At 61.9% G+C, this 22601-nt stretch carries 16 protein-coding genes and 1 pseudogene; 11 read left to right on the top strand and 6 right to left on the bottom strand.

The window, feature by feature from the left end; translation table 11 throughout:
- Positions 1 to 37 precede the first annotated feature (37 nt).
- Positions 38 to 475: an Lrp/AsnC family transcriptional regulator gene (locus tag B5P46_RS29995; protein ID WP_171376692.1), complete on the top strand. Its 438-nt coding sequence runs from the start codon at positions 38 to 40 to the stop codon at positions 473 to 475.
- A gap of 60 nt (positions 476 to 535) precedes the next feature.
- On the opposite strand, the gene B5P46_RS29990 is transcribed toward B5P46_RS29995, so the two are convergent.
- From B5P46_RS29990 to B5P46_RS29980, 3 genes are all read right to left on the bottom strand, one after another.
- Complete coding sequence (locus B5P46_RS29990) at positions 536 to 6958, bottom strand: translocation/assembly module TamB domain-containing protein (RefSeq protein WP_129421915.1); 6423 nt, start codon at positions 6956 to 6958, stop codon at positions 536 to 538.
- Between the two features lie 67 nt (positions 6959 to 7025).
- Complete coding sequence (locus B5P46_RS29985) at positions 7026 to 8954, bottom strand: autotransporter assembly complex protein TamA (RefSeq protein ID WP_206735429.1); 1929 nt, start codon at positions 8952 to 8954, stop codon at positions 7026 to 7028.
- 168 nt (positions 8955 to 9122) lie between these two features.
- Positions 9123 to 9380, bottom strand: coding sequence for a YMGG-like glycine zipper-containing protein (locus B5P46_RS29980; protein ID WP_129421914.1), 258 nt, complete (start codon positions 9378 to 9380; stop codon positions 9123 to 9125).
- Positions 9381 to 9705: 325 nt separating this feature from the next.
- Between B5P46_RS29980 and hemA the strand changes: the two genes are divergently transcribed.
- From hemA to B5P46_RS29945, 7 genes are all read left to right on the top strand, one after another.
- Positions 9706 to 10920, top strand: a complete 1215-nt coding sequence (hemA, locus tag B5P46_RS29975; protein ID WP_129422200.1) for a 5-aminolevulinate synthase — start codon at positions 9706 to 9708, stop codon at positions 10918 to 10920.
- Between the two features lie 353 nt (positions 10921 to 11273).
- Positions 11274 to 12251 (top strand): LacI family DNA-binding transcriptional regulator, encoded by a 978-nt coding sequence (locus tag B5P46_RS29970; RefSeq protein ID WP_129422199.1) that lies wholly within the window; start codon positions 11274 to 11276, stop codon positions 12249 to 12251.
- Between the two features lie 54 nt (positions 12252 to 12305).
- Positions 12306 to 13544 (top strand): ABC transporter substrate-binding protein, encoded by a 1239-nt coding sequence (locus B5P46_RS29965; RefSeq protein WP_129421913.1) that lies wholly within the window; start codon positions 12306 to 12308, stop codon positions 13542 to 13544.
- A 75-nt stretch (positions 13545 to 13619) separates the two neighbouring features.
- The gene (locus B5P46_RS29960) at positions 13620 to 14537 is read left to right on the top strand and encodes a carbohydrate ABC transporter permease (RefSeq protein ID WP_129421912.1); all 918 of its coding nucleotides are present in this window, start codon (positions 13620 to 13622) and stop codon (positions 14535 to 14537) included.
- Positions 14534 to 15397 carry a carbohydrate ABC transporter permease gene (locus B5P46_RS29955; RefSeq protein ID WP_072640387.1) on the top strand — a complete coding sequence of 288 codons (864 nt, stop codon included), beginning with the start codon at positions 14534 to 14536 and terminating at the stop codon, positions 15395 to 15397. The genes B5P46_RS29960 and B5P46_RS29955 overlap by 4 nt, the downstream gene beginning before the upstream one ends.
- Positions 15398 to 15417: 20 nt before the next feature.
- Positions 15418 to 17340 (top strand): glycoside hydrolase family 127 protein, encoded by a 1923-nt coding sequence (locus B5P46_RS29950; protein ID WP_129421911.1) that lies wholly within the window; start codon positions 15418 to 15420, stop codon positions 17338 to 17340.
- 24 nt (positions 17341 to 17364) lie between these two features.
- Positions 17365 to 18438, top strand: coding sequence for an ABC transporter ATP-binding protein (locus B5P46_RS29945; protein ID WP_206735428.1), 1074 nt, complete (start codon positions 17365 to 17367; stop codon positions 18436 to 18438).
- Between the two features lie 56 nt (positions 18439 to 18494).
- On the opposite strand, the gene dxr is transcribed toward B5P46_RS29945, so the two are convergent.
- On the bottom strand, positions 18495 to 19685 hold the full coding sequence (gene dxr, locus B5P46_RS29940) for a 1-deoxy-D-xylulose-5-phosphate reductoisomerase (protein WP_129421909.1): 1191 nt from the start codon (positions 19683 to 19685) through the stop codon (positions 18495 to 18497).
- 380 nt (positions 19686 to 20065) lie between these two features.
- Between dxr and B5P46_RS29935 the strand changes: the two genes are divergently transcribed.
- Together B5P46_RS29935 and B5P46_RS29930 are read left to right on the top strand one after the other, a co-directional pair.
- Positions 20066 to 20716: a hypothetical protein gene (locus B5P46_RS29935; protein WP_129421908.1), complete on the top strand. Its 651-nt coding sequence runs from the start codon at positions 20066 to 20068 to the stop codon at positions 20714 to 20716.
- Between the two features lie 63 nt (positions 20717 to 20779).
- Positions 20780 to 21061, top strand: a pseudogene (locus B5P46_RS29930) (BON domain-containing protein); the annotation flags it as partial.
- Positions 21062 to 21135: 74 nt separating this feature from the next.
- Here B5P46_RS29930 and B5P46_RS34655 read toward each other — a convergent pair.
- Positions 21136 to 21288, bottom strand: coding sequence for a hypothetical protein (locus tag B5P46_RS34655; protein WP_164986582.1), 153 nt, complete (start codon positions 21286 to 21288; stop codon positions 21136 to 21138).
- Positions 21289 to 21416: 128 nt separating this feature from the next.
- Positions 21417 to 21659 (bottom strand): hypothetical protein, encoded by a 243-nt coding sequence (locus B5P46_RS29925; protein WP_129421907.1) that lies wholly within the window; start codon positions 21657 to 21659, stop codon positions 21417 to 21419.
- Positions 21660 to 21834: 175 nt separating this feature from the next.
- Between B5P46_RS29925 and B5P46_RS29920 the strand changes: the two genes are divergently transcribed.
- Complete coding sequence (locus B5P46_RS29920; protein ID WP_129421906.1) at positions 21835 to 22353, top strand: DUF2937 family protein; 519 nt, start codon at positions 21835 to 21837, stop codon at positions 22351 to 22353.
- Positions 22354 to 22601 lie beyond the last annotated feature (248 nt).

The following is a 22601-nucleotide window of genomic DNA, read 5'->3' as shown; positions in this document are numbered from 1 at the left end:
CTATGATTGCGCAGATTGATAAACCTATTTTGACAAAGTGATCAGCGTGGATGATCTCGACACCGAACTTCTGAGTGCGCTTCGCCATAACGCCCGGATTTCCGTCTCTTCGCTTGCGGCGATGACCGGCGCATCACGGGCGACGGTCGCTGCCCGGATCGACCGGCTGGTCGCCAGCGGCACGATCGTCGGCTTCACCATCCGCACCGGTCATGAGACGCGCTCCGCCGGCGTGCGCGCCATCGTCATGATCGAGGTGCTCGGCAAGCTCGCCGACAGGGTGGCCGATCAGCTGCGGGGCCTGCCGCAGGTGCGCGCGCTGCACAGCACCAACGGCAAATGGGATTTCGTCGCCGAGCTCGAGGATCGCGACCTTGCCGCCTTCGACGAGACACTGCGCCGCATCCGGCTGATCAACGGCATCAATTCGACCGAGACCAACATCCTTCTCAAGACCAGCAAGACCGGTTTCTAAGCCGGCTTAAAGCTTGTGCATGCTGTCCTCAAACTGCTGCACAGCTTCGGGCGAGATGCATCAGTATTCCCGTTCGTAGACAATGCCGGCTTCGCCCTCACCGTTGCCACCGGCCCCTCCGCGCAGCTTGACGCCGCGGCCGACATCGAGGTTGATCACCGCCTTGGCGCCGGCCGAACCGCCCTGCTGCAATTCGAAATAGGTGCGGTCATTGAGATAGCGGCCGACGCTGACGCTCGTCTGGCCCTTGGAATCGGTGCTGACGTCGAAATCGTCGACGCCGAGCTGGTTGCGCAGGCCTTCGAAAAGCGAGGTGGAGCGGTTGCCGGCCAGCTGACTGACGGCGTCGGCGAGCTGGGCGATCTGCACCGGCGAGAGCTTCGACATCGACTGGCCGAAGATCAGCTGCGCCAGCACCTCGTCCTGTGGCAACTGGGGTGAGGAGGAAAAGGTGATCGCCGGGTCGGTGGCGAGGCCCGCGACGTCGACGGTCAGCGTCGTCGAGCCGGAGGCCGAGGTCGCTTCCATATCGAGCGCCGGCGTCAGATCACCGACAAAGGTGATCCTGCTCTTGTCGGAGAAATCCAGACGGCGGTTGAGAATGGTCATGCGGCCGCGGCGCATGGTGAAACCGCCGGTCACGATGGGTGCAGCCGCCGTTCCGCGGATCGTCACCAAGCCGCCAAGCTCGGCATCGATGCCGCGGCCGCGCACGAAGATATGCGAGGGCGCGTCGATTTCGAGATCCAGCGTGATCACGGAGGATTTCTCGCCGGGTTTCCGCTCGCCGTCATCGCGTAGCTGCGCAATGACCGCCCGCGGCGCATTCTTGTGCCGGATGTCGATTTCTCTCAGCGAGGTCGGCAATTTTTCCGGGACCGTGATCGAGGTCTTGTCCAGCCGAAGCTTGCCGCTCAGCGTCGCATTCATGATCGGCCCCCGCAGGCCGACCGTGCCATTGACGGTCGAGACGACAAGGGTTCCATCGACATAGACCGCCTTGTCGAGCTTGATCGAAATATCGGCGGGAAAACCGCCCGCCGGCTGGATGCCGATGGTGCCGCTGGCGGAAATCGTGCCGCCGCCGCCAAGGTTGCCGCTGAGGCGCGATATCACGGCCTGGCTGCCATTGAAGGTCACGGTCGCCGTCAGATTGTTGACGGCCATATTGCGCCGGACGTCGACGAGCTTGGCGCCATTGGTCGAGACCGTGCCGTTGATGACGGGTGCTGCGGCCGTCCCGCCGATCTGCAGGTTGACGGTGGCGACGCCGTCGGCGACGAAGCCCTGTTGCGCAAGCGGGGCGCCGAGCACAGCGAAAGGAAGATTGCCTGTGAAGCGCATGTCCATGGCGCGATTGCCTGAAATCACCACGCTGCCGCCGCCCTTCAGCGACATGCCGGCGTCACCGGCAAGGCTGGTGTCGACTGTCAGCCTGTTTCCGGCAAGTTTGCCCGATGCGCCGATGGTGAACGGCGAAAGGCCGGCACCTTTTGTCTGGCTCGTCGCCGCGTTCTTCCAGTCGACCTTGAAGTCGACGGAGGGCGCCGATAGCGCGCCGGTGGCCTTTGCGGTCGCTGAGACCGCACCCTCAGCGGCAAGACCGGGAACGAAGCCGTTGGCGATGCCGGCCGGAACATTGGTGGCGTTCGCCGTGACGTCGACCGAGCGGATCGACGTACCGGCGATGGCAAGATTGCCGGCAGCTTTCAGCGCGATGCCGCCGCCGCCAGTAAGGTTGGCGTCGAAATCCAGGCTGTCACCGGCGTATTTTCCCGTCGCCGCCAGCGCAAGGCGGGACAGGCCGGCAGCCTTGGTGTGGTTGGTCGCGGCATCTTTCCAGTTGAGCTTGAAATCGACGATCGGATTTGCCGGCGTTCCCGACGTCACGGCGCTTGCCGAAAGCGTGCCTTCGGCACCGAGACCGGGAACGAAGGCATTTGCGATATTTGCCGGCAGCGCCGGAATATCGGCATTGATCGAAAGGTCCCGGATGGCCGTTCCCGCGATCGTGACGCCGCCCGTCGCCTTGGCCAACACGCCGTCCTTGCCGGCGAGATTGGCGTCGAAATCGACCCTGTCATTGGCGAACTTGCCGGAAGCTGCAGCACTCAGGCCCGAAAGGCCGCTGCTCTTGGTCTGGGCGGTCGCAGCGTTCTTCCAGTCGAGCTTGAAATCGACCGCCGGCTTCGGAAGCGCGCCGGAAGCGGATGCCGTTCCCGAGACGGTGCCTTCGGCGGCAAGACCCGGGACGAAGCCGTTGGCGAGGCCTGCCGGAAGGTTGGCGAGATCGGCCTTGACGTCGAGGTTGCGGACCGACGTGCCTGAAATCGCAACATTGCCGGCGGCCTTCAGCGAGAGGCCGTCCTGGCCGGCGAGATTGGCATCGAAATCGAGCCGGTTATCAGCGAAGCGTCCCGATGCGGCAAGTGTGAGGCCCGAGAGGCGAGCGCTTCTGGTCTGGCTGGTCGCAGCATCCATCCAGTCGAGCTTGAAGTCGGTTTTCGGTGCGGCGGGTGTCCCGGCGGCGGACAGGGTGCCGGAAATCGTGCCGCCGGCCGCCAGATCGGGAACGAAGGCATTTGCGAGACTGGCCGGGAGCTTGGCGATCTCGGCATCGACCTTGATGCTGTCGATCGCCGTACCGGCCAATGCGACATTGCCCGTGGCATTCAGCGAGAGGTCTTTATCGCCGCTGACTGCCGCATTGAAATCAAGCTTGTTGTCGGCAAATTTTCCCGATGCGGTCACGCCGAGCGCGGCAAGGCCGGCACGTTTGGTGTGGCTCGTCGCAGCATCTTTCCAATTGAGATCGAAATTGGCGGTCGGGGCGGAAAGAGAGCCGCTGGCCGAGACCGTTCCAGAGATCGCGCCGTCGGCGGCGAGATCGGGGACGAAGCTGTTTGCGATATTTGCAGGGATATTTGCCAGCGCGGCGTCGACCTTGACGTTGCCGACCGTCGTGCCGGTGACGGCGATATTGCCGTTAGCCTTCAGCGAGACGCCGTTGGCGCCGCCGATCACTGTATCGAAATCGAGCTTGTTGTCGGTGAATTTTCCGGATGCCTTCAGGCCAAGATTCGCAAGGCCGGCGCGTTTCGTCTGGCTCGTCGCAGCGTTTTTCCAATTGAGATCGAAATTGGCAGTGGGAGCAGCGAGCGAGCCGGAGGCCGCTACCCTTCCTGAGATCGTCCCTTCGGCGGCGAGATCGGCGACGAAGCTGTTTGCGATGCTTGCGGGGACATTTGCCAGCGCGGCGTCGACCTTGACGTTGCCGATCGTCGTGCCGGTGATGGCGACATTGCCGTTTGCTTTCAGCGAGAGGCTGTTGGCGCCGCCGATCACTGTATCGAAATCGAGCTTGTTGTCGGTGAATTTTCCGGATGCCTTCAGGCCAAGATTCGTAAGGCCGGCGCGTTTCGTCTGGCTCGTCGCGGCATTCTTCCAATCGAGATCGAAATTGGCAGTGGGTGCAGCGAGGGAGCCGGAGGCCGCCACTTTTCCTGTAATCGTGCCTTCGGCAGCGAGATCGGGAACGAAACCATTGGCGATACGGGCAGGCAAGTTGAGGATATCGGCGTTGACATCCAGCACCGGTGCCTTCGGGTCGGCGAGCGCGACATTGCCGGCGGCCTTGAGCGAGAGGCCGTCATTGCTGCCGACCGTCGTGTCGAAATCGAGCTTGTTATCGGCGAATTTGCCGCCGGCGGTGATGCCGAGCGGTGCCAGGCCCGCCCCCTTGGTCTGGCCGGTCGTCGCATCCTTCCAGTCGAGCTTGAAGTCGGCGACCGGTGCTGCCGGCGTTCCCGTCACGGCAATCGTTCCGGAGATCGTGCCGCCGGCTGACAGGTTCGGCACGAAACCGTTGGCGAGCGCTGCCGGCAGCTCGCGGATGTCTGCATCGATCTTCAGCGTTTCGCCGGCAGAACCGGTAACGGTCACCGAGCCGGTACCGGTTTTCAGCATCAGTGCGTTCAGGCTGGCGGCACCGCCGCCGATGGCGACCTGCGTCGGTGCGGCAAGCTCGATCGGGATATTGCGGGGGCTTGCCGAGAAGCGATCAAGGTTCAGGTGCATCGTGCCGCCCGCCGCTTCGATATTGCCGGTGGCCAGCACGGGATTGCCGTCATAGGCAGCGTCGAGATCGAAATCGGTATGGTCTTGCTGCTTGGTAAACCTAAGCGAAAGGCCGGCGAGCCTGTTCGTTCCGGCACTCACCTCCTCGGCCTTGACCGTGCCGTTTGCCGCAAGGGCTTTGAGATCGCTGACCGTGACATCGATATCCGGCTTGACGATGGCAAGCGTATCACGGCGGATCGCGCCGCCGGTCGCAAGCAGCTTGAGCGCAATCCTGCCGCTGTCGCTGCTGACGCCGAGCGACCCCTTGAGATCGCCTTCGGCCTTCTGTCCGCCGAGTGCGGCGAGCAGGCCGACATTGGGGAAATCGAAGGTCAGTGCGCCTGTCGGCTCCAGGGAGGGCGAGAATTCAACGTTGCCGGTCAGCCGGTTGCCGCCGATATCGGCGGTCAACGCCGGAATGCTCGTCTTGCCGTCCTGCGAGCGGATGTCCCCGTTGATGCCGATCGGCTGGCCGTCGATCGTGCCGGTGGCGGCGATCCTGCCCTGCGGGGCCTTGGGATCGGCGAGACCCGACAGGTCGATATTGAGGTTGCCGAGCACGCGGTCGGCCATTTCAAGGCTGGGCGCCTTGAGATTGGCCGTCACGGAAATTGCCGGGAGTTCACCTCCCACTCTCAATGCATAGCCCGCCCCACCGCTGGCGCCGGGGATGAGCTTGCCGATATCAGGCAGCCGGCCGGAGAGATCGGCGTTCAACATCCCGCCGTCGAGCGCGACGTTGCCGGCGGCTTCGAGCGTGCCGGACTTCAGGACGAGGTTGGATAGCGCGAATTTTGACGGGATGGTGCCGACCACCTGGCTCTCGAGCGAGATCGGCCCGTCGAACCTGTCTGTTGCCGCAGCCGGCAGGGCTGCCGGCTCGATGGTGAGCTTGAGGTTGCCGGTCAGGGCCTGGTCCGTCAGCCGATAGGAGCCGTTGAGGCCGCCGTTGATATTGGCGCTCTCGACGGTGGTGCCGTTGAAGCCGATACCACTGGGCGAGATCTGCAGCGGCGAGGCGATGGTGATCGGGCCTTGGACCGCACGATTGAGGTTCGGCTCGGCAAAGGTCGCGTCGCCGGCAACAAGGCGCAGCTGGACGCTGCCGGAACGGGCGGCGAGATTGAAGGCGTCGCTCTTGGCCGTCAGCTTGACGTTGCCGATATCGGCCTGCGGCAGGGTTGCGGTGTCGAGCGAGCCGCTGACGTTCAGTCGGGCGGCTTGCGCATCGCCTGTTAGTGCCAGGTTGAGGCCTGATATAAGGAAGCGCGCTTCGCCTTCGGCGAGCGGCCAGCGGAAATCGACAGGCCCCGACGTGCCGAGCAGATTGGCGTTCAGGCTGTTGTTGCCGGCCGGATCGAGGGTGCCCGAGGCGGCGATTACGACGCTGCCGGTGGCGATATTGCCGGTCTGGATATCGATCTTGCCGTGATTGTCGAAGGTGGTGGCAAGATCGATATTGGTCTGGCCGGCAAAAAGCGGCCGGAATGCCGATGGAAGCAGGGAGCCCAGGTCACCGCCACCCTTGAGGTCGAGGTGGTGCAGCCCGTCTTCCGTAATCTGATGCCGGGCTTCGATTGCGGCGCGCTGCTGCCCGTCGAGGGCAGCCTGCAATTTGCCTTTCCAATCGGATATCGGCCCCTGGCCATCGAGATCGATGTTGACGGCCGGGCTGTCCGGCAGGCCGAGAAAGCCTGCCAGCAGTCCGCCCTTCGGCTCGGACAGCTGTGCCTTCAGCCGCAGCCGGTTTTCGGCTGGCGCAAAAGCGATATCGGCGGCAAGCCGCGCATCCGGAACCGCGTGACGGCTGACATTGACGACGGCCTCGCCGCCATCGCCGTTCGCCGAAAGGCTGCCTTCGGCGGCGAGCGCAAAGGCGCGGCCGGCAAGCGGTGCGGCAAGTTTGATATCGGGCAGCGCGACGCGGTCTATATCGACCTTGATCGGAAGGCTGAATCCGCCGGAATTTTCGGCCTCGGGCCGTGAGGGCAGGGTGCGCACCGGCTTGCGCAGCACGTTGATCGCTTCGATCTCGAAGCGTTTGGCATGCAAGGTTCCGGTCAGCAGCGCAAGCGGATTCCAGTCGATCGCGACGCCGTGAATTTCCGCAAAGACGCCCCTGGTGTCGGAAATGGAGATCTCGGCGGCGCGAAGCCCGCCGGTCAAAAGGCCTTGCGGTTCGCGAACCTCGATCGTCATGTCGCGATTGGACAGCGTGGAGGCTATCTTTTCGGTGACGATGCGGGCGCCAAAACTGGTGAAGCCGAAGATCGCCAGTGCCACGACCGCGAGAATAAAGGTGGCGCCGACGACATAGCCGGTGAGCCGTACGATCCAGTTGACGATTTTTGTCAGCGTTTGCATCGGCGCGGACACTACCCCGTTTTCATGACGGCCCACAGATCGGAAAACACGAGCGGAATCGGCAATCCTAGAAGGATTGGCCGATACCGGCGTAGATTCCGTAATCTGTGCCATCTTCGTACTTGTTCAGCGGCATGGCAAAATCAAGCCGCAGCGGGCCGAAAGGCGTTGCATATCGTATTCCGGCGCCGGCGCCGGCGCGGATATCGGAAAAACCCGGAAAGGTGCTGTCCGATACGGTGCCGACATCGATGAAGGGCACGATGCCGATCGTATCGGTGATCTTGATGCGGGCCTCCAGCGAACCGGTCACATAGGAACGGCCGCCGGTGGGATCGCCATCGTCGTTATAGGGCGAGATTTCCTGATAGCTGTATCCGCGCACGGAGCCGCCGCCGCCGGCAAAGAAGCGCTGCGTGGCGGGAATATCCCCAATGCTATCGCCGCCGATCAGGACGCCGGCGGCAACCTTGCCGGCAAGCACCACGCCGTCTTCCTGTCCGAACGGCAGATAGCCGGAGATCGAGCCCTCGAATGCTGCATAGGGCGTGGCGTTGAAGATCTCGTAGCCGGGCTTAGCCGAGAGCGTCGCGCGATAACCCTCCGTCGGGTTGAACTTGTCGTCACGTGCGTCGCGATCATATTGGATCGGCAAGGTGAAGGTCAGATAGTCGTTCGTGCCGAAGGCGTCGTCGTCGCGCTCCCAGCTGACCTCGCCGCTCGCCGAGACGGTGTCCTGGTCGGTCAGTTCGTAGGAAAGGCCGAGCGAGGCGGTGACGAGCGTGGCGTTATAGGCATCCGGATTTTCGGTCTTGGCGACGATGCCGGCCTTCAGCGTGGCGGCGGGAAAGAAGGCGCCGGGTTTGGTGAAGAGGATGCCGGCGGAATAGTCGAGGCTGCCGACATCAGTCGTTTCGCCAAGCCGCGAGACCGCTCCCTCGATCCTCAGCGTTTCGGCTTCGCCAAAAAGGTTGCGGTGGCCCCAATAGCCCTGAACACCGAAGCCGTCGGTGGTGGAATATTGCGCGCCGACGCCGAAGTAGCGCCTCTTGCCCTCGGAAACCTCGATCGTCATCGGCAAGGTGCCGTCCGATGCCAATGCGTCTCCTTGGTGAATGGTGACGCTCGAAAAGACACCGAGGGCGCGAAGGCGCTCGCCGGCTTTCTTCAGCGTTTCCGGGGAATAGGCTTCGCCCTTGTTCAGCCGGGAATAACGCTGGATGAAAGCTGGCTTGACAGTCTTCTCGCCGGTGACGCCGACATCGCCGATCGGAGCGATGGGGCCTCCCTCGGCAGCAAGGACGATATCGACGGTATCGCTGTTATGATCGGCGACGACCTTGCGTTCGGTCAACTTGGCGAAGGGTCGGCCTTCGCTCTTCAATTGTTCGACGATCTTGTCGCCGGCTCTGATGATGGCGAGCGAGCCGGCCTGCGCGCCCGGGGCGAGATCGTAATCAGCGGGATTATGGTTTGCGGCATCGCCGCCGAACTGGACCTCCCTGACCTTGAAAACGGGGCCGGGAGCAATGGCGACAGTGACGGGGATCGGCCCGGACCGGTCGAATGTCGGATTGGGCGGCAAGTCGTCAATATTCTTGCCGTCGATGGTGATCGTCACCAGGCCGCCATAACGGGCCTTTTCATACAGAGTGGCGATCAGCCGTTCCCGGTCGTCGCGCGCCTTGACGACGATGCCAAGATCGCCGGAAACCGGCAGCTTCTGGTCGCTGACGAGACGGGAACTGTTTTCCAGCGCTTCTTTCAGGTCGGGATCGGCGGTATCGGCTTTGAGGTCGACCTGGTAGCGCACCGGATCGGGCACCTGTTCGCCTTCGTCTTCCTCTTTGCCGAAAATGGTGATGCCGAAAAGCTTGAAGGCGTAAGCGTCGCCGATCAGCACCGGTGAGAACGCAGCTGCCGCTGCGACCACCATCATGGTGCCTGTTCGCCGATACGCATTACCTGTTTTCGGGCCTGTCCCTCTGATCCGCATCCGCCGCTTTTGGTTATGTCTACATTGAAGCTTCGTTGCCCAGCCATGAACAGCTTAGCGACAAAATCGCGCGGGGTGTACCATTTTAAATTGCCAACGCGCTAATTTAGCACAAAAAATCCCGGACCTGTGTCCGGGATTTCCTGAATTTGCCGGTTTAGAGTGCTCTCAGCGCGGGCAACTATCGATGTAGCGGCGGCCGTAGCGGTCGCGATAGTAGCACTGGCCGGGCTGCTCGGCGACGCTGCCGATGAGGGCGCCGGACACGCCGCCGATAGCAGCGCCGACTGCCGCGCCGCGAACATTGCCGGTGACTGCGCCACCGATAACGGCACCTGATGCAGCGCCGATGCCGGCGCCCTGCTGCGTCGGCGTGCAGCTTGCGATCGACAGGCCGATCAATGCGAGTATGACAGCTTTCTTCATCTTTTCTCTCCGAGGTTGTTGCCCAGCGGGCAAAGGCCGTCCCTTTTTATTTTTTGTCAGGCTAGACCGAAAACTATGTCGGAAGAAAGGGTTGTCCACCGCTGCGCTGATTTTTTTGCGATACGGCTGTTGTAGCCTTTTGCACGGCCCGCAAACTTCGCTGCTTTCTGCCGGATCAATTTGAATGATCGCGGCTGGCATATTTTTTATCTGGAATCATTCAAAAATCTGGGCCTTTTGCCGCAGTTGATGTTAAAGCAAAGGGTAAGCATTGACGCGCGGACGTCCAGTCATCAAGAACATCCGCGCGATACTGGAGCATATGATGGATTTCGAAGCGTTTTTCAAAAACGAACTGGACGGGCTTCATACCGAGGGCCGTTACCGCGTTTTTGCCGATCTCGAGCGTCACCGCGGCAATTTTCCCCGCGCGACGCGTTACACCGCGGATGGCCAAAAGGAAGTCACGGTCTGGTGCTCCAACGACTATCTCGGCATGGGCCAGCATCCGAAGGTGATCGAGGCAATGAAGAACGCCATCGACCACTGTGGCGCGGGTGCGGGAGGCACCCGGAATATTTCTGGCACCAACCACCATCACGTCATGCTCGAGCGTGAGCTCGCCGATCTGCACGGCAAGGAAGCAGCGCTGATCTTTACGTCGGGCTATGTCTCCAACTGGGCGGCGCTTGGCACGCTCGGCGCCAAGATCCCCGGCCTCATTATCTTCTCCGACGCGCTGAACCATGCCTCGATGATCGAAGGCATCCGCTATGCCAAGTGCGAAAAGGTGATCTGGAAGCACAATGACGTCGCCGATCTCGAAGCCAAGCTCAAGGCCGCCGATCCGAAGGCGCCGAAGCTGATCGCCTTCGAGAGTGTTTATTCGATGGATGGCGATATCGCTCCGATCAAGGAGATTTGCGATCTCGCCGACAAATATGGCGCGATGACCTATCTCGATGAAGTGCATGGCGTCGGCATGTATGGCCCGCGCGGCGGCGGCATCGCCGAGCGCGAAGGGCTGATGGACCGGCTGACGGTGATCGAGGGCACGCTCGGCAAGGCTTTCGGGGTGATGGGCGGCTATATCGCCGCTTCCACGGCACTTTGCGATTTCATCCGCTCGTTTGCCTCCGGCTTCATCTTCACCACGGCGCTGCCGCCGGCGCTTGCCGCCGGCGCCGTCGCCTCGATCCAGCACCTGAAGGTCAGCCAGTTCGAACGCGCCCGCCATCAGGATCGTGTCCGCAAGCTGAGAGCGCTGCTCGACCAGCGCGGCATTCCCCATATGCCCAATCCGAGCCATATCGTGCCGGTGTTGGTCGGCGATGCGGCCAAGTGCAAGTGGATCTCCGATCTGCTGCTCGACAATTGCGGCGTCTATGTCCAGCCGATCAACTATCCCACAGTGCCGAAGAAGACCGAGCGTCTGCGCATCACGCCAACGCCGCTGCATTCCGACGCCGATATCGCCCATCTGGTCGAGGCGCTGCATTCGCTCTGGTCGCGTTGCGCGCTCGCAAGACACGTCGCCTGATTTTTCGATGATCGCGCGGTTCGAACCGTAGTTCAGGGCCTCCACCGGAGGCTCTGACAGCGATCGGTCTTGCTCCCGCAAGACGCTGCAACAACCTCCCTTTGCCCGTTCAAGATCATCCGCTCTGCGCTTGGCCTTAGCACCGGCGACACATCGCAATCGGCCTGACCGATGCGTATGGATCTTTCCCTGTGGTTGTCTCCTGCCGCAACTGCGTTGCCAATCCGAGCTTAGGTGAGAAAACCTTTTCTCACTTGACATGATGGTTGGTAAAAGCTTTTCTCAGATCACTTCAGAAGGAGGACGTTCTGAACATATCGGGAGGAAAAAGAGGCAGGATCACCATCCACGAGGTGGCGGCTGCTGCTGCGGTGAGCATCTCGACGGCGTCAAAAGCTCTCAACGATACCGGCCGGATGGGGTCGGAAACGCGCGAACGGGTGAAACGGATCGCCGCCGAAATCGGATACCGGCCGAATGCGCTGGCGAGAGGTCTTCTCAGCAAACGCAGCTTCACCATCGGGCTGCTGACGAACGATACCTACGGCCGTTTCACGCTGCCGGTTATGGCGGGTATCTCGGACGCTCTCGTCGACCACGGCGTTTCGGTCTTCCTGTGCGCCATCGAAGACGATCCGGCGCTCGCCCAGATCCATGTCGACGCAATGCTGGACAAACAGGTCGACGGCATTATCGCGACGGGAAAACGCCTGGATCGGCGCCTGCCCGTCGATCTTTCGAATTTGCATGTGCCTGTCGTCTACGCATTCACGGAGGGGACGCAGAACAGTGTCACCTTCCGTTCGGACGACGAACAGGGTGCGAGACTGGCTGTGGAATGGCTGATGAAGATCGGCCGCCGGCGGGTCGCGCATGTCACCGGGCCGCAGGAGTTCTTCTCGGTGCGGGAGCGTGCCGGCGCCTATCACGAGGTGGCAGGTCACCGCGAGCCGGTGCTCTACGGCGTCTGGTCGGAAAGCTGGGGGCATGACGCGGTCGAGCAGCTTTGGAAGAGGTCGGGAGAAAAACCGGATGCACTCTTCTGCGGCAATGACCAGATCGCCCGAGGTGCTGTGGATGCGTTGCGCGAGCGCGGCGTCAAGGTGCCGCAGGACGTCTCGGTCATCGGCTTCGACAATTGGGAGATTGTCGCGGCCCAGACGCGGCCGCCGCTGACGACGGTGGACATGGAACTGAAGGAGCTCGGGCGGCAAGCTGGATTGACGGTGCTTGCGCTTGCGGAAGGACGGCCTGTCGACCCGGGAGTGAGGAAATTGCCGTGCCGGCTGATCGTTCGGCAGTCATGCGGGGGTAAAGCCCCCCGGGAATGAGAACACGAGAATGAGCAAAGGCGCGAGGAGATGCGCCATATCGGGAGGAGTGTCATGATCAAGCGTCTATTGGCGGCGACCAGCATCGCTACCTTGTGCCTGTTTTCGGCCGCGTCAGCCGCCGAGAATGTCGAAATGTGGGTTCGTACGGGGATCGGCGACGCCTTCAAGAAGGTCGTCGAAGCCTATAATTCCGGTCACGAGAACAAGGTCGTGATGACCGAGGTGCCGTTCTCCGAACTCGTGCAGAAATATGCGACGGCGATCGCCGGCGGACAGGCGCCGGACGCCCTGTCGATGGATCTGATCTATAACCCGGCCTTTGCCGCGGCCGGCCAGCTCGAAGACCTGACGGACTGGGCAAAATCCCTGCCCTATTTCAACTCGCTTTCGCCATCGCATGTTCGCCTCGGCACCTATCAGGACCGGATCTACGGCCTGCCGCTTTCGGTCGAGACCTCCGTCTTTGCCTGGAACAAGGATCTCTACAAGAAGGCCGGTCTCGACCCGGAAAAGGCACCGGCGAACTGGGACGAAATTACCGCCAATGCCGAGAAGATCCGGGCGCTGGGTGACGATACCTACGGCTTCTATTTCTCCGGCGGCGGCTGCGGCGGCTGCATGATCTTCACATTCACGCCGCTGGTCTGGGGTGCCGGCGTCGATATCCTGTCGGCCGACAGCAAGACGGCAACGCTCGATACGCCTCAGATGCGCAAGGCCGTCGATGTCTACCGCAACATGGTCAAGAAGGACCTCGTGCCGGCGGGAGCCGCCAGCGACAACGGCGCGAACTTCCTGACCTTCACCAGCGGCAAGATCGGCCAGCAAAGCCTCGGCGCCTTTGCCATCGGCACGCTGGTGACCGAGCATCCCGATATCAACTTCGGCGTAACCCTCATTCCTGGCGTCGACGGGAAGCCTTCGTCCTTTGCCGGCGGCGACAACTTCGTGATCACCAAGGGCACGAAGAAGATCGACGCGGTGAAGGAGTTCCTCGAATATGTTTATTCGATGGATGGCCAGAAGATCATGGCGAAGTATGGCAGCCTGCCGACGCGCGGCGATATCGCCGACAAGGTGCTTGAAGGCCTCGATCCGCGCATGCAGGTCGGCCTGAAGGCGATCGGTGTGGCCAAGACCCCCTATACGCTGCAGTTCAACGACCTGATCAACAGCGCCAACGGGCCATGGGCAAGCTTCACCAACGCCGCGATCTTCGGCGAAGACGTCGACGGCGCGTTTTCGAGCGCCCAATCGGAAATGCAATCGATCATCGATAGCGGCCAGTAGACTCTCCCCCGGCCGCGGCCGGGGAGCGGTGGCAGCTTCCCGGCCAATCTCACTCGACAGATGCGGAGCGTTTTGATGACCGGTTCCGGTTCAGAGATTCTATTGCCTCGGCGCAGGCGACGGCGCAGATCGAACTGGCGTGGCCTCGTCTACATCGCGCCGGCCATGGCGCTGGTCATCGTCTTCTTTATCATGCCGGTTCTCTTCACCGGATGGATGAGCCTGCACAACTGGCCGCTGATGGGAGCGTCCCGCTGGATCGGCTTCAACAATTATTTCCGCATGGCCAACGATACCCGTTTCATGACGGCACTGAATTTCACGGCCTATTACACCGTGATCGTCACCATCGCGATCTTTGCGATCGCCTTTCCGCTGGCAATCTTCGTCGAAAAGGAACGGCAGTTCGTCGGCGCCTACCGGACGATCATCTTCCTGCCCGTCGTGGTCGGCCTTGCGACCGCCTCGCTGCTGTGGGTCTGGCTCGCCAATGTCGATAGCGGCTTCATCGGCCCGGCCTTGAAGGCGCTCGGCCTGGTCGAAAAGAGTCCCAACCTGCTTGCGACCTTCGACACCGCCTTTCTGACGATCGTGGTGATGGTCGTCTGGAAGATCGCAGGCTTCACCATGATCATTCTTTTGACCGGGCTTCAGGCCATTCCGTCCGAGCTGACGGAGGCTGCCCGCATCGACGGCGCCGGCCGCTGGCAGCGTTTCCGGCATCTGACGCTGCCGCTGATGCGCAAGACGATTGCGCTGGCGCTGATCGTCTCCGTCACCGGTTCGATCCTCGCTTTCGACCAGTTCTACATCATGACGTCAGGCGGACCGCAGAACAAGATGATCTCGGTGGTCTACTACATCTTCAATCAGTCCTTCGTGTCGTTCAATCTCGGTTATGGCGCAGCACTCTCGATCGTGCTTCTCGCCATCCTGATGGCGATCAGCATCGTGCAGCTCTGGCTGCTTCGCGTCGGGGAGGAGCGTCCATGACCACCTCAAGGGAACGCCGCGCGCGCAAGGCCATCCGGACGAAGTCGGCCTATCATCTGACCGGCATCGCTATCTCGATCTTCTTTCTCGCCCCCTTCGTGATCACGCTGTTGTCGTCCTTCCGGCATGGCACGGAGGCCAGCCTGCCGCCCCTGCCGCCATGGCCGACCTCCGGCGTCAGCATTGATTCCTACGCGCTGCTCGATACGTTCGGTGCCGGCATCTGGCGGCACATGATCAATTCGCTGTTCGTTTCGGTCGCCACCGTGGTGCTGACCGTCGCCGTCAGTCTGCTCGCCGGCTACGGCTTCTCGCGCTACCGGTTCCCGATGAAGAATGCGCTTTTCGTGCTGATCATCGCGACACTGATGATCCCGTTCCAGTCGATCCTGACGCCGCTCTTCATCATCCTTGCAAAGCTCGGCCTCAACAATTCGCTGCTTGGGCTGACGCTGGTCTATGTGACGCTGCAACTGCCCTTCTCGGTGTTCATGATGCGCAACGCCTTCGATGCCGTGCCGAAGGAGATCGAAGAGGCCGCGCGCATCGACGGCGCGCGCGACCTCAGGCTCTTGGTCCGGGTTCTTCTGCCGCTGGTGCTTCCCGGCGTCGCGACGGTCGCGATCTTTGCCTTCCTCAATGCCTGGAACGAGTTTCTCGCCGCACTCGTGCTGCTCTCCAGCAATGAGAAATACACCCTGCCGGTGCTGATGACGGCGGTTCGCGCCGGACGGCTCGGCGCCATCAATTGGGGAGCGGTCCAGGCCGGTGTCGTCGTCATGACGATCCCCTGCCTGATCGTCTTCCTGCTCCTGCAACGCTACTACATGCGCGGGCTGATGGCCGGCGCGGTGAAATGATCTTAGAGAAAGTGGAGCCCATGACCAAGCCAAGCAATGACCGCCAGTTTCGTCCCGTCGCCGTTCCCAATGTGGAACTCGGCGGCTTCTGGGGCAAATGGCAGGACGCCGTCTGCAATTCCACTGCCGAGACCCTGCTCGACCGCTGCGTCGAGGCCGGTATGCTCAAGGCGATCGACGTCAGCCAGCCGAGCCCGGGGGTCGTCATTCCCATTCAGCCATGGGGCGGGACGACGCAGATGTTCTGGGATTCCGACCTCGGCAAGTCGATCGAAACGATCGCCTATTCGCTCTATCGCCGACCGAACCCGAAGCTCGAGGCGCGCGCCGACGAGATCATCGACATGTATGAGAAGCTGCAGGACGAGGACGGCTATCTGAACGCCTGGTTCCAGCGCGTCGAGCCGAACCGCCGCTGGACCAATCTGCGCGACCATCATGAGCTCTATTGCGCCGGCCATCTCATGGAAGCTGCGGTTGCCTATTATCAGGCGACCGGCAAACGCAAGCTGCTCGACATCATGTGCCGCTATGCCGATTACATGATCAAGATTTTCGGCCATGGCGAAGGCCAGATATCAGGCTATTGTGGCCACGAGGAAGTCGAGCTCGCGCTGGTCAAGCTCGCCCGCGTGACCGGAGAGAAGAAATATCTAGAGCTATCGAAATACTTCATCGACGAACGCGGCACCGAACCGCATTTCTTCACCGCCGAGGCAAGCCGCGATGGCCGCGATGTCTCTGAGTACCACCAGAAAACCTATGAATACGCGCAGGCGCACCAGCCGGTGCGCGCGCAGACAAAGGTCGTCGGCCACGCGGTGCGCGCCATGTACCTCTATTCGGGCATGGCCGACATCGCCACCGAATACAAGGACGATAGCCTGACGGCAGCGCTGGAAACGCTCTGGGACGATCTGACGACCAAGCAGATGTATATCACCGGCGGCATCGGGCCGGCTGCCTCCAACGAAGGCTTTACCGATTACTTCGATCTGCCGAACGATACCGCTTATGCGGAGACCTGTGCCTCGGTAGGCTTGGTATTCTGGGCGAGCCGCATGCTCGGCCGCGGTCCGGATCGGCGCTATGCCGACATCATGGAGCAGGCGCTTTACAACGGTGCACTGCCGGGGCTTTCGACGGACGGCAAGACGTTCTTCTATGACAATCCGCTCGAAAGTGCCGGCAAGCACCACCGGTGGAAGTGGCACCATTGCCCCTGCTGCCCGCCGAACATCGCCCGGCTGGTGACCTCGATCGGCTCCTACATGTACGCCGTTTCGGATAATGAGATCGCCGTGCACCTCTATGGCGAAAGCACCGCGCGGCTGAAGCTGGCCAACGGCGCCGAGGCGGAACTCGAGCAGACCACCAACTATCCGTGGGAGGGCGCGGTCGTCTTTACAACCAGGCTGGAAAAACCGGCGCGGTTTGCTCTGTCGCTGCGCATTCCGGACTGGGCCGAAGGCGCAACTCTCAGCGTCAATGGAGAAATGCTCGATCTCAACGCCAATATGCGCGACGGATATGCCAGGATCGATCGTGAGTGGGCCGCGGGCGATCGTGTCGCCCTCTACCTGCCGCTGGCGCTTCGGCCGCAATATGCCAACCCGAAGGTGCGCCAGGATGCCGGCCGCGTCGCATTGATGCGCGGCCCGTTGGTCTATTGCGTCGAAACCACGGACAATGGCGAAGACCTCAACGCCATCGTCCTGCCGCGTGAGCTCTCCACAGCCGAAACCGTCGTGCTGAAGGATCTCAACGATGCCGTCGCCATCGATCTCAAGGTCGAGCGCGAGGAAACATCGAGCTGGGGAACAGCGCTCTACCGCAAGGCGCCGGCCGAAAGGCAGGTCGCCACCGCGCGTTTCGTGCCCTATCATCTCTGGGACAACCGCGCGCCCGGAGAGATGCTCGTCTGGGTCCAGTCGGACAGATAGGTCTTTTTGGGGATGACCAACGGTATGGGTAACAAGAGCGTCGTGCTCCAGGACGTGCGAAAAAGCTATGGCAATCTGCAGGTGGTTCACGGGATCGACCTGACGATCGCAGAGGGCGAATTCGTCGTCTTCGTCGGCCCTTCCGGCTGCGGGAAATCGACGCTTCTTCGCATGATTGCCGGCCTGGAGGACGTGACCGACGGGGAGGTCGAGATCAAGGGACGTATCGTCACCGATCTCGATCCATCCGAACGCGGCATCGCCATGGTGTTTCAGTCCTACGCGCTCTATCCGCATATGAGCGTGCGCGACAATCTGGCCTTCGGGTTGAAGATGGCGCGCACGAATGCTGCGGAGATAGAGACCCGCGTCAAGGCCGCTTCCGCGATCCTGAAAATCGACCATCTTCTCGACCGGCGGCCGGGACAGCTTTCCGGCGGCCAGCGGCAGCGTGTGGCGATCGGCCGGGCGATCGTGCGCAAGCCCGACGTCTTCCTGTTCGATGAGCCGCTGTCCAATCTCGATGCCGAACTGCGCGTTTCCATGCGCATCGAGATCGCCCGCCTCCATCGCGAACTCGGCAACACGATGATCTATGTCACGCACGACCAGACGGAAGCGATGACGCTTGCCGACAAGATCGTCGTGCTACGCGACGGCCGCGTCGAACAGGCGGGAACGCCACGGGAAATCTACGAGAATCCCTCCAATACCTTCGTGGCGGGCTTCATCGGCTCGCCGAGGATGAACCTGCTCAATGCCCGTTGGGGTGAGGGCGGCCTGGTCGAAGTCGCCGGCCGGCAGATCGAAAGCGGCCTGCCGCCGGCGGACAGGCCGGTTGGTGGCGCAGTGACGCTCGGCCTGCGGCCGGAGCATCTGAAGGTGGCCTCCGATCTATCGGGCAGCCTGACGGCCAGGGTCGATTTTTCGGAATATCTCGGGGGAACGCAATACCTCTATTGCCAGCTTGCCGATGGCCAGTCACTCACCGTCGAGCATCGGTCACCGGTCAGTATCGCGGCGGGCGAGCAAGTGAGCCTGCTGTTTGAACCGTCGGATTGCAGATTGTTCGACGAGGGTGGGAACCGGTTGCGCTAATCGCGACCGCCAGGATCACAGACGGGCGACCACTCGGCGATCGCCCCGTTGGAACCTCACTCGGCAATCGCTAGTGTCATGAGCTCCGCCGCCCTTTGCCGGGCTTCCCTGTCGGCGGCGAAGACATCGTCCATGCCGGAAGCCGGCGGCAGGCCGGCCAGATCGTCCATGACCCTCTCGGTGACCTCGGCCATGGCGAGGAAGGAGAGCTGCCCTTCGATGAAGGCTTCGAGCGCCACTTCCTTGGCGCCGTTCAGCACCGCGCCCTGAACACCGCCGCGCGTCATCGCCAGGCGCGCGAGCCGCAGTGCTGGAAACCGCACCTCATCCGGCGCCTCGAAATCCAGCCTGGCGAGCTTGGCGAAATCCAGCCGCTCGACCGGCAGGTTCGGCCGGCGCGGAAAGGACAGGGCATAACCGATGGCGGTGCGCATGTCGGGCGCGCCGAGCTGCGCCAGCACCGACCCATCGGAATAGCCGACCATGGAGTGGATGATCGATTGCGGATGGAAGATGACCTCGATCTGTTCGGGTCTGAGGCTGAAAAGGTGCCGGGCTTCGATCATCTCCAGCGCCTTGTTGAACATCGAGGCACTGTCGATGGAGATCTTCAATCCCATCGACCAGTTCGGATGGGCGCGGGCGGTTTCCACCGTCACATCCGCCATGTCACGCAGCGAGACAGTTCGGAAGGGGCCACCCGACGCCGTCAGGATAACCCGCTCGACGGCGTGGCGCTGGTTCTCTTCCAGAACCTGGAAAATCGCGTTGTGCTCACTGTCGACCGGAAGCAGCCTGCCGCCGCCCGCCCGGATCGCTGCGATAAAGAGATCGCCGGCCGATACCAGGCATTCCTTGTTGGCAAGGGCGATATCGGCGCCGCGGCGGGCCGCGGCAAGGGTCGGCGCCAGGCCTGCAGTGCCGACGATTGCCGCCATCACCCAGTCAACTTCCCGGTCCGCGGCTTCCATCAGCCCGGATTTTCCCGAAGCGACCGCGATGCCGGTGCCGGAAAGTTCGCTCTTCAGTGATTCGTAATGGCGGTCGTTTGCCGTCACCGCCAGCCGCGCGCCTGATAATTTCGCTTGCCGGGCCAGCAATTCGACGTTGCCGCTGCCGGTCAGCACGGAGATTTCGAAGTTCTCCCGTCCGCCCAGGTGATCGACGACATTGAGTGTATTCTGGCCGATCGAACCGGTCGAACCGAAGATGCTGAGGCGCCGCGGCGCGCTTTTGCCGGTCATCATATGGAATTTCGCGCAAAATTTCTCTCGTAGGCTCAGGCTCTACTAGGCTTTGGAGGGGGCGGCAAGTGTGCGGTGCAGCAGATTTCAACCCCTGAGGGGTTTACAGAGCAGCGGCCGGATGTGATCCTTATAACATTGCTGGCGGATTCGGTTCCGCCGCGGCCGGTGATGGCCGCATGGCAAGTCGGGGCGCTGCGGCGTCCATCGAAGAACAGGCACTCAGTGCCGCCGGCCTTTCGGCCATACATTAAATCGAGGATGAAACCGGGATGGGCGGCTTGGCCGTGATCCCTCGTCGCGTTCGTTGAGAACGCTTTCATATGCGCTGCTGCCGACTTCCGCGCAGCATCCCTGTGGCAGGTCAAAACGTTTTTACCTTCATGACGACATTCAAATTAGCATGCATCCTTTTCGCCATCCTGCCCTCGCTCACCGCCGCAGCGCGGGCGGACGACCTGCTGATCTGGTCGCCGGCCAAGCTTTCGGACCGGTCCTATAAGGCGACGGTGGGTTTCCGCCTGCCGGCGGAATGGGAAACGAGCGCTGGCGCTGACATCGCGCTGGCCTCGACCAAAGGCGGAGCGCTCCTGCCCGATTCCGAACAGGCAATGCTTTGGGGCAGGATCACCAGGACGAGTGTTACCCCGGCAGGCCGGTCACAGCGGGGTGCCAGCGTCAGCGTCGATACGCTGCGCGGCAGCGGCGCGCTGACCCTCAGCCGCTCGCGCAGCTGGATCCTGTCCGATTCGCTCGACATGCAATCGAGCCGATCCATCAGCGTGCAATATGACGCGGTCGAGGCCCGGCAGGCGTCGGTAACGGCAACGCAGGCGCTGAAGCTGGTTCATCCCTGGACGGGAACCGCGCTTTCGGCAGGGACAGGCGTCAGCAATGCCAGCGGCGACTTCTCGAGCACGGTGGGGGTCAGCCAGACCATTCTGCCGAACCTCAATCTCGATGCCTCGGTCAGCAATCCATTTTCGGGAGGTGAGGCGGGCAGCGTCAATCTCCGCTATCGCGTCAACTGGTAGCGGGGGCTGAACCAAACTCCGCCGATCAGCGTTTCCTACGAAGCTTTCACGGAGGAACGGATCATGGTTTTCAAGGAGCAGACATTTCACGGGCTCGAACCCGAGATGGAAATGGAGATCGCCAATCGTGCGGCGGTCGAATCGGCTGTCGCCAATGCGCTGGCGATTGCCGGCGGCATCGATGCGTCGGATGTCGAGGTGACGATGGAGAACGATCAGATCGTGCTGAGCGGCACGGTTGGCACGGTGGGCGAAATTGAACGGGCAACCGCGGTCGCCAAGGCGGTCGAGGGCGTGGACACGGTGCAGAACCGGATCCTGCTTGGGGGATCGTCGCTCGACGGCCCCACGTTAATCAACGGGGCCGCTCCGAGCTCTACCGGGCGAGGACTATTTCCACATCGTCGCCGATAAGCCGATCAACCGGCGAAGCGTTCGACGAGGAAGGACGAGCCGGCCAGACGATCCGTTTTCTGCGCGGCGACCGACCCCTGCGGCTGGTAGGCGATGGCAAGCAGCACGGCGCTGACGGCGACATAGGCGATGGCCAAAAGAGTCATCTTGATACGCATGATGAATACTCCTGTTCCACACTAAACGCGGCTGATATTGCCAAGTTCCTCATCTGCGAGATCTGGGCGAGATCAAATGGAAAAAGCCCGGCCGATAGGATCAGCCGGGCTTTCCTGCATAAGGTGCCTTAGCGGCAGATTCGGGTTTCCTTGACGACCGTATGGCCGTGACGGCGGATTTTTTCCGTCTTGGTGAAGCAATCCTGGGAGACGTGGCGCGGCCTCGTGTGATGGCGGTAATAGGGCCGTTCCGCGTGGCGGTAATTGGGGCGCGCGTCATCCGTGGTGATCGTCACACTTGCCGCCTGGGACGGCATTGCGGAAAAGATGGACGCAGCAGTGAGCGTGCAGGCAAGGATAATCTGTTTCATGACGAGCCTCTCTTTCTGAGTTGGTCATTCTGGGTTGGTCATTCTGGGTTGGTCAGGGCATCAACTCACCGGAAGCGCCGTCGGTTCAATCACATAGAGTTACCGATTGTGTCGACGGCAGAAACCTTTCCGGCCGCGGATCGTTAGCGCTGGGGGATAGCCGGAGGCATCGATCATGGGACCGATTGCAAGGATCATCACCATCGTCGCCGGGCTTGCCGCCGGCACGGTGTTTTCGCAGGCGCCGGAATTTGCGCAGCAATATCGCCAGCGGATCGGCGGGGCGATCGACGAATTGCGCGTCATCGTCGAGGATTTCAACCGCCAAGCCGCCGAGCACCATCTCGATCGCCAGCAGGCGCTGAACACCTACGCGCAATCATCCGACGATTTCCTGCGCGACCGCGGCGTTTCGATGCAGAGCACGATCACGCGCTACGAAACGCTGCTCTCGCAGCAGCTCCACCTCGGCACCGCCGCACCCGTCGCCAAGCCCTTCGTTCTGATGCGGAATGCCGATGACGTCGTTTTCGCCAATACCTGGCGCGACTTCGTACCCGGCGTGCCCGTCAGCTTTGCCGGTCTCGTCTGGGGCGCGATTGGATTTCTCGGCGGCTGGGTCGTGGCTGCACTGCTGGGATTGGGTGCGTGGCGGGTCACGAGGACGCGGCGAGTCCATCGTCAGGTGCGGTGAACCAATCGGTGGCGAACGTGGCACCGGCCCCGGAACGTAATGATATCAGCCAAGCTTTGCGCTGAAATGACCCCCGCCAAACTTCGGCGGGGGTCATCGATCCCCTCAGGGAACCGAACCATATATTGATCGTCACCAGGAGATGGCGAGGGCCAGCAATTGAAGTCGGAGTAGAGCAGCCCGGTAGCTCGCTTGGCTCGTAGCCAAGAGGCCTAAGGTTCAAATCGTCCCTCCGCAACCAACTACAA

Source organism: Rhizobium leguminosarum (assembly GCF_004123835.1).
GTDB classification, from domain to species: Bacteria; Pseudomonadota; Alphaproteobacteria; order Rhizobiales; family Rhizobiaceae; genus Rhizobium; species Rhizobium leguminosarum_M.
This window is presented reverse-complemented; position numbering and strand designations above follow the sequence as displayed.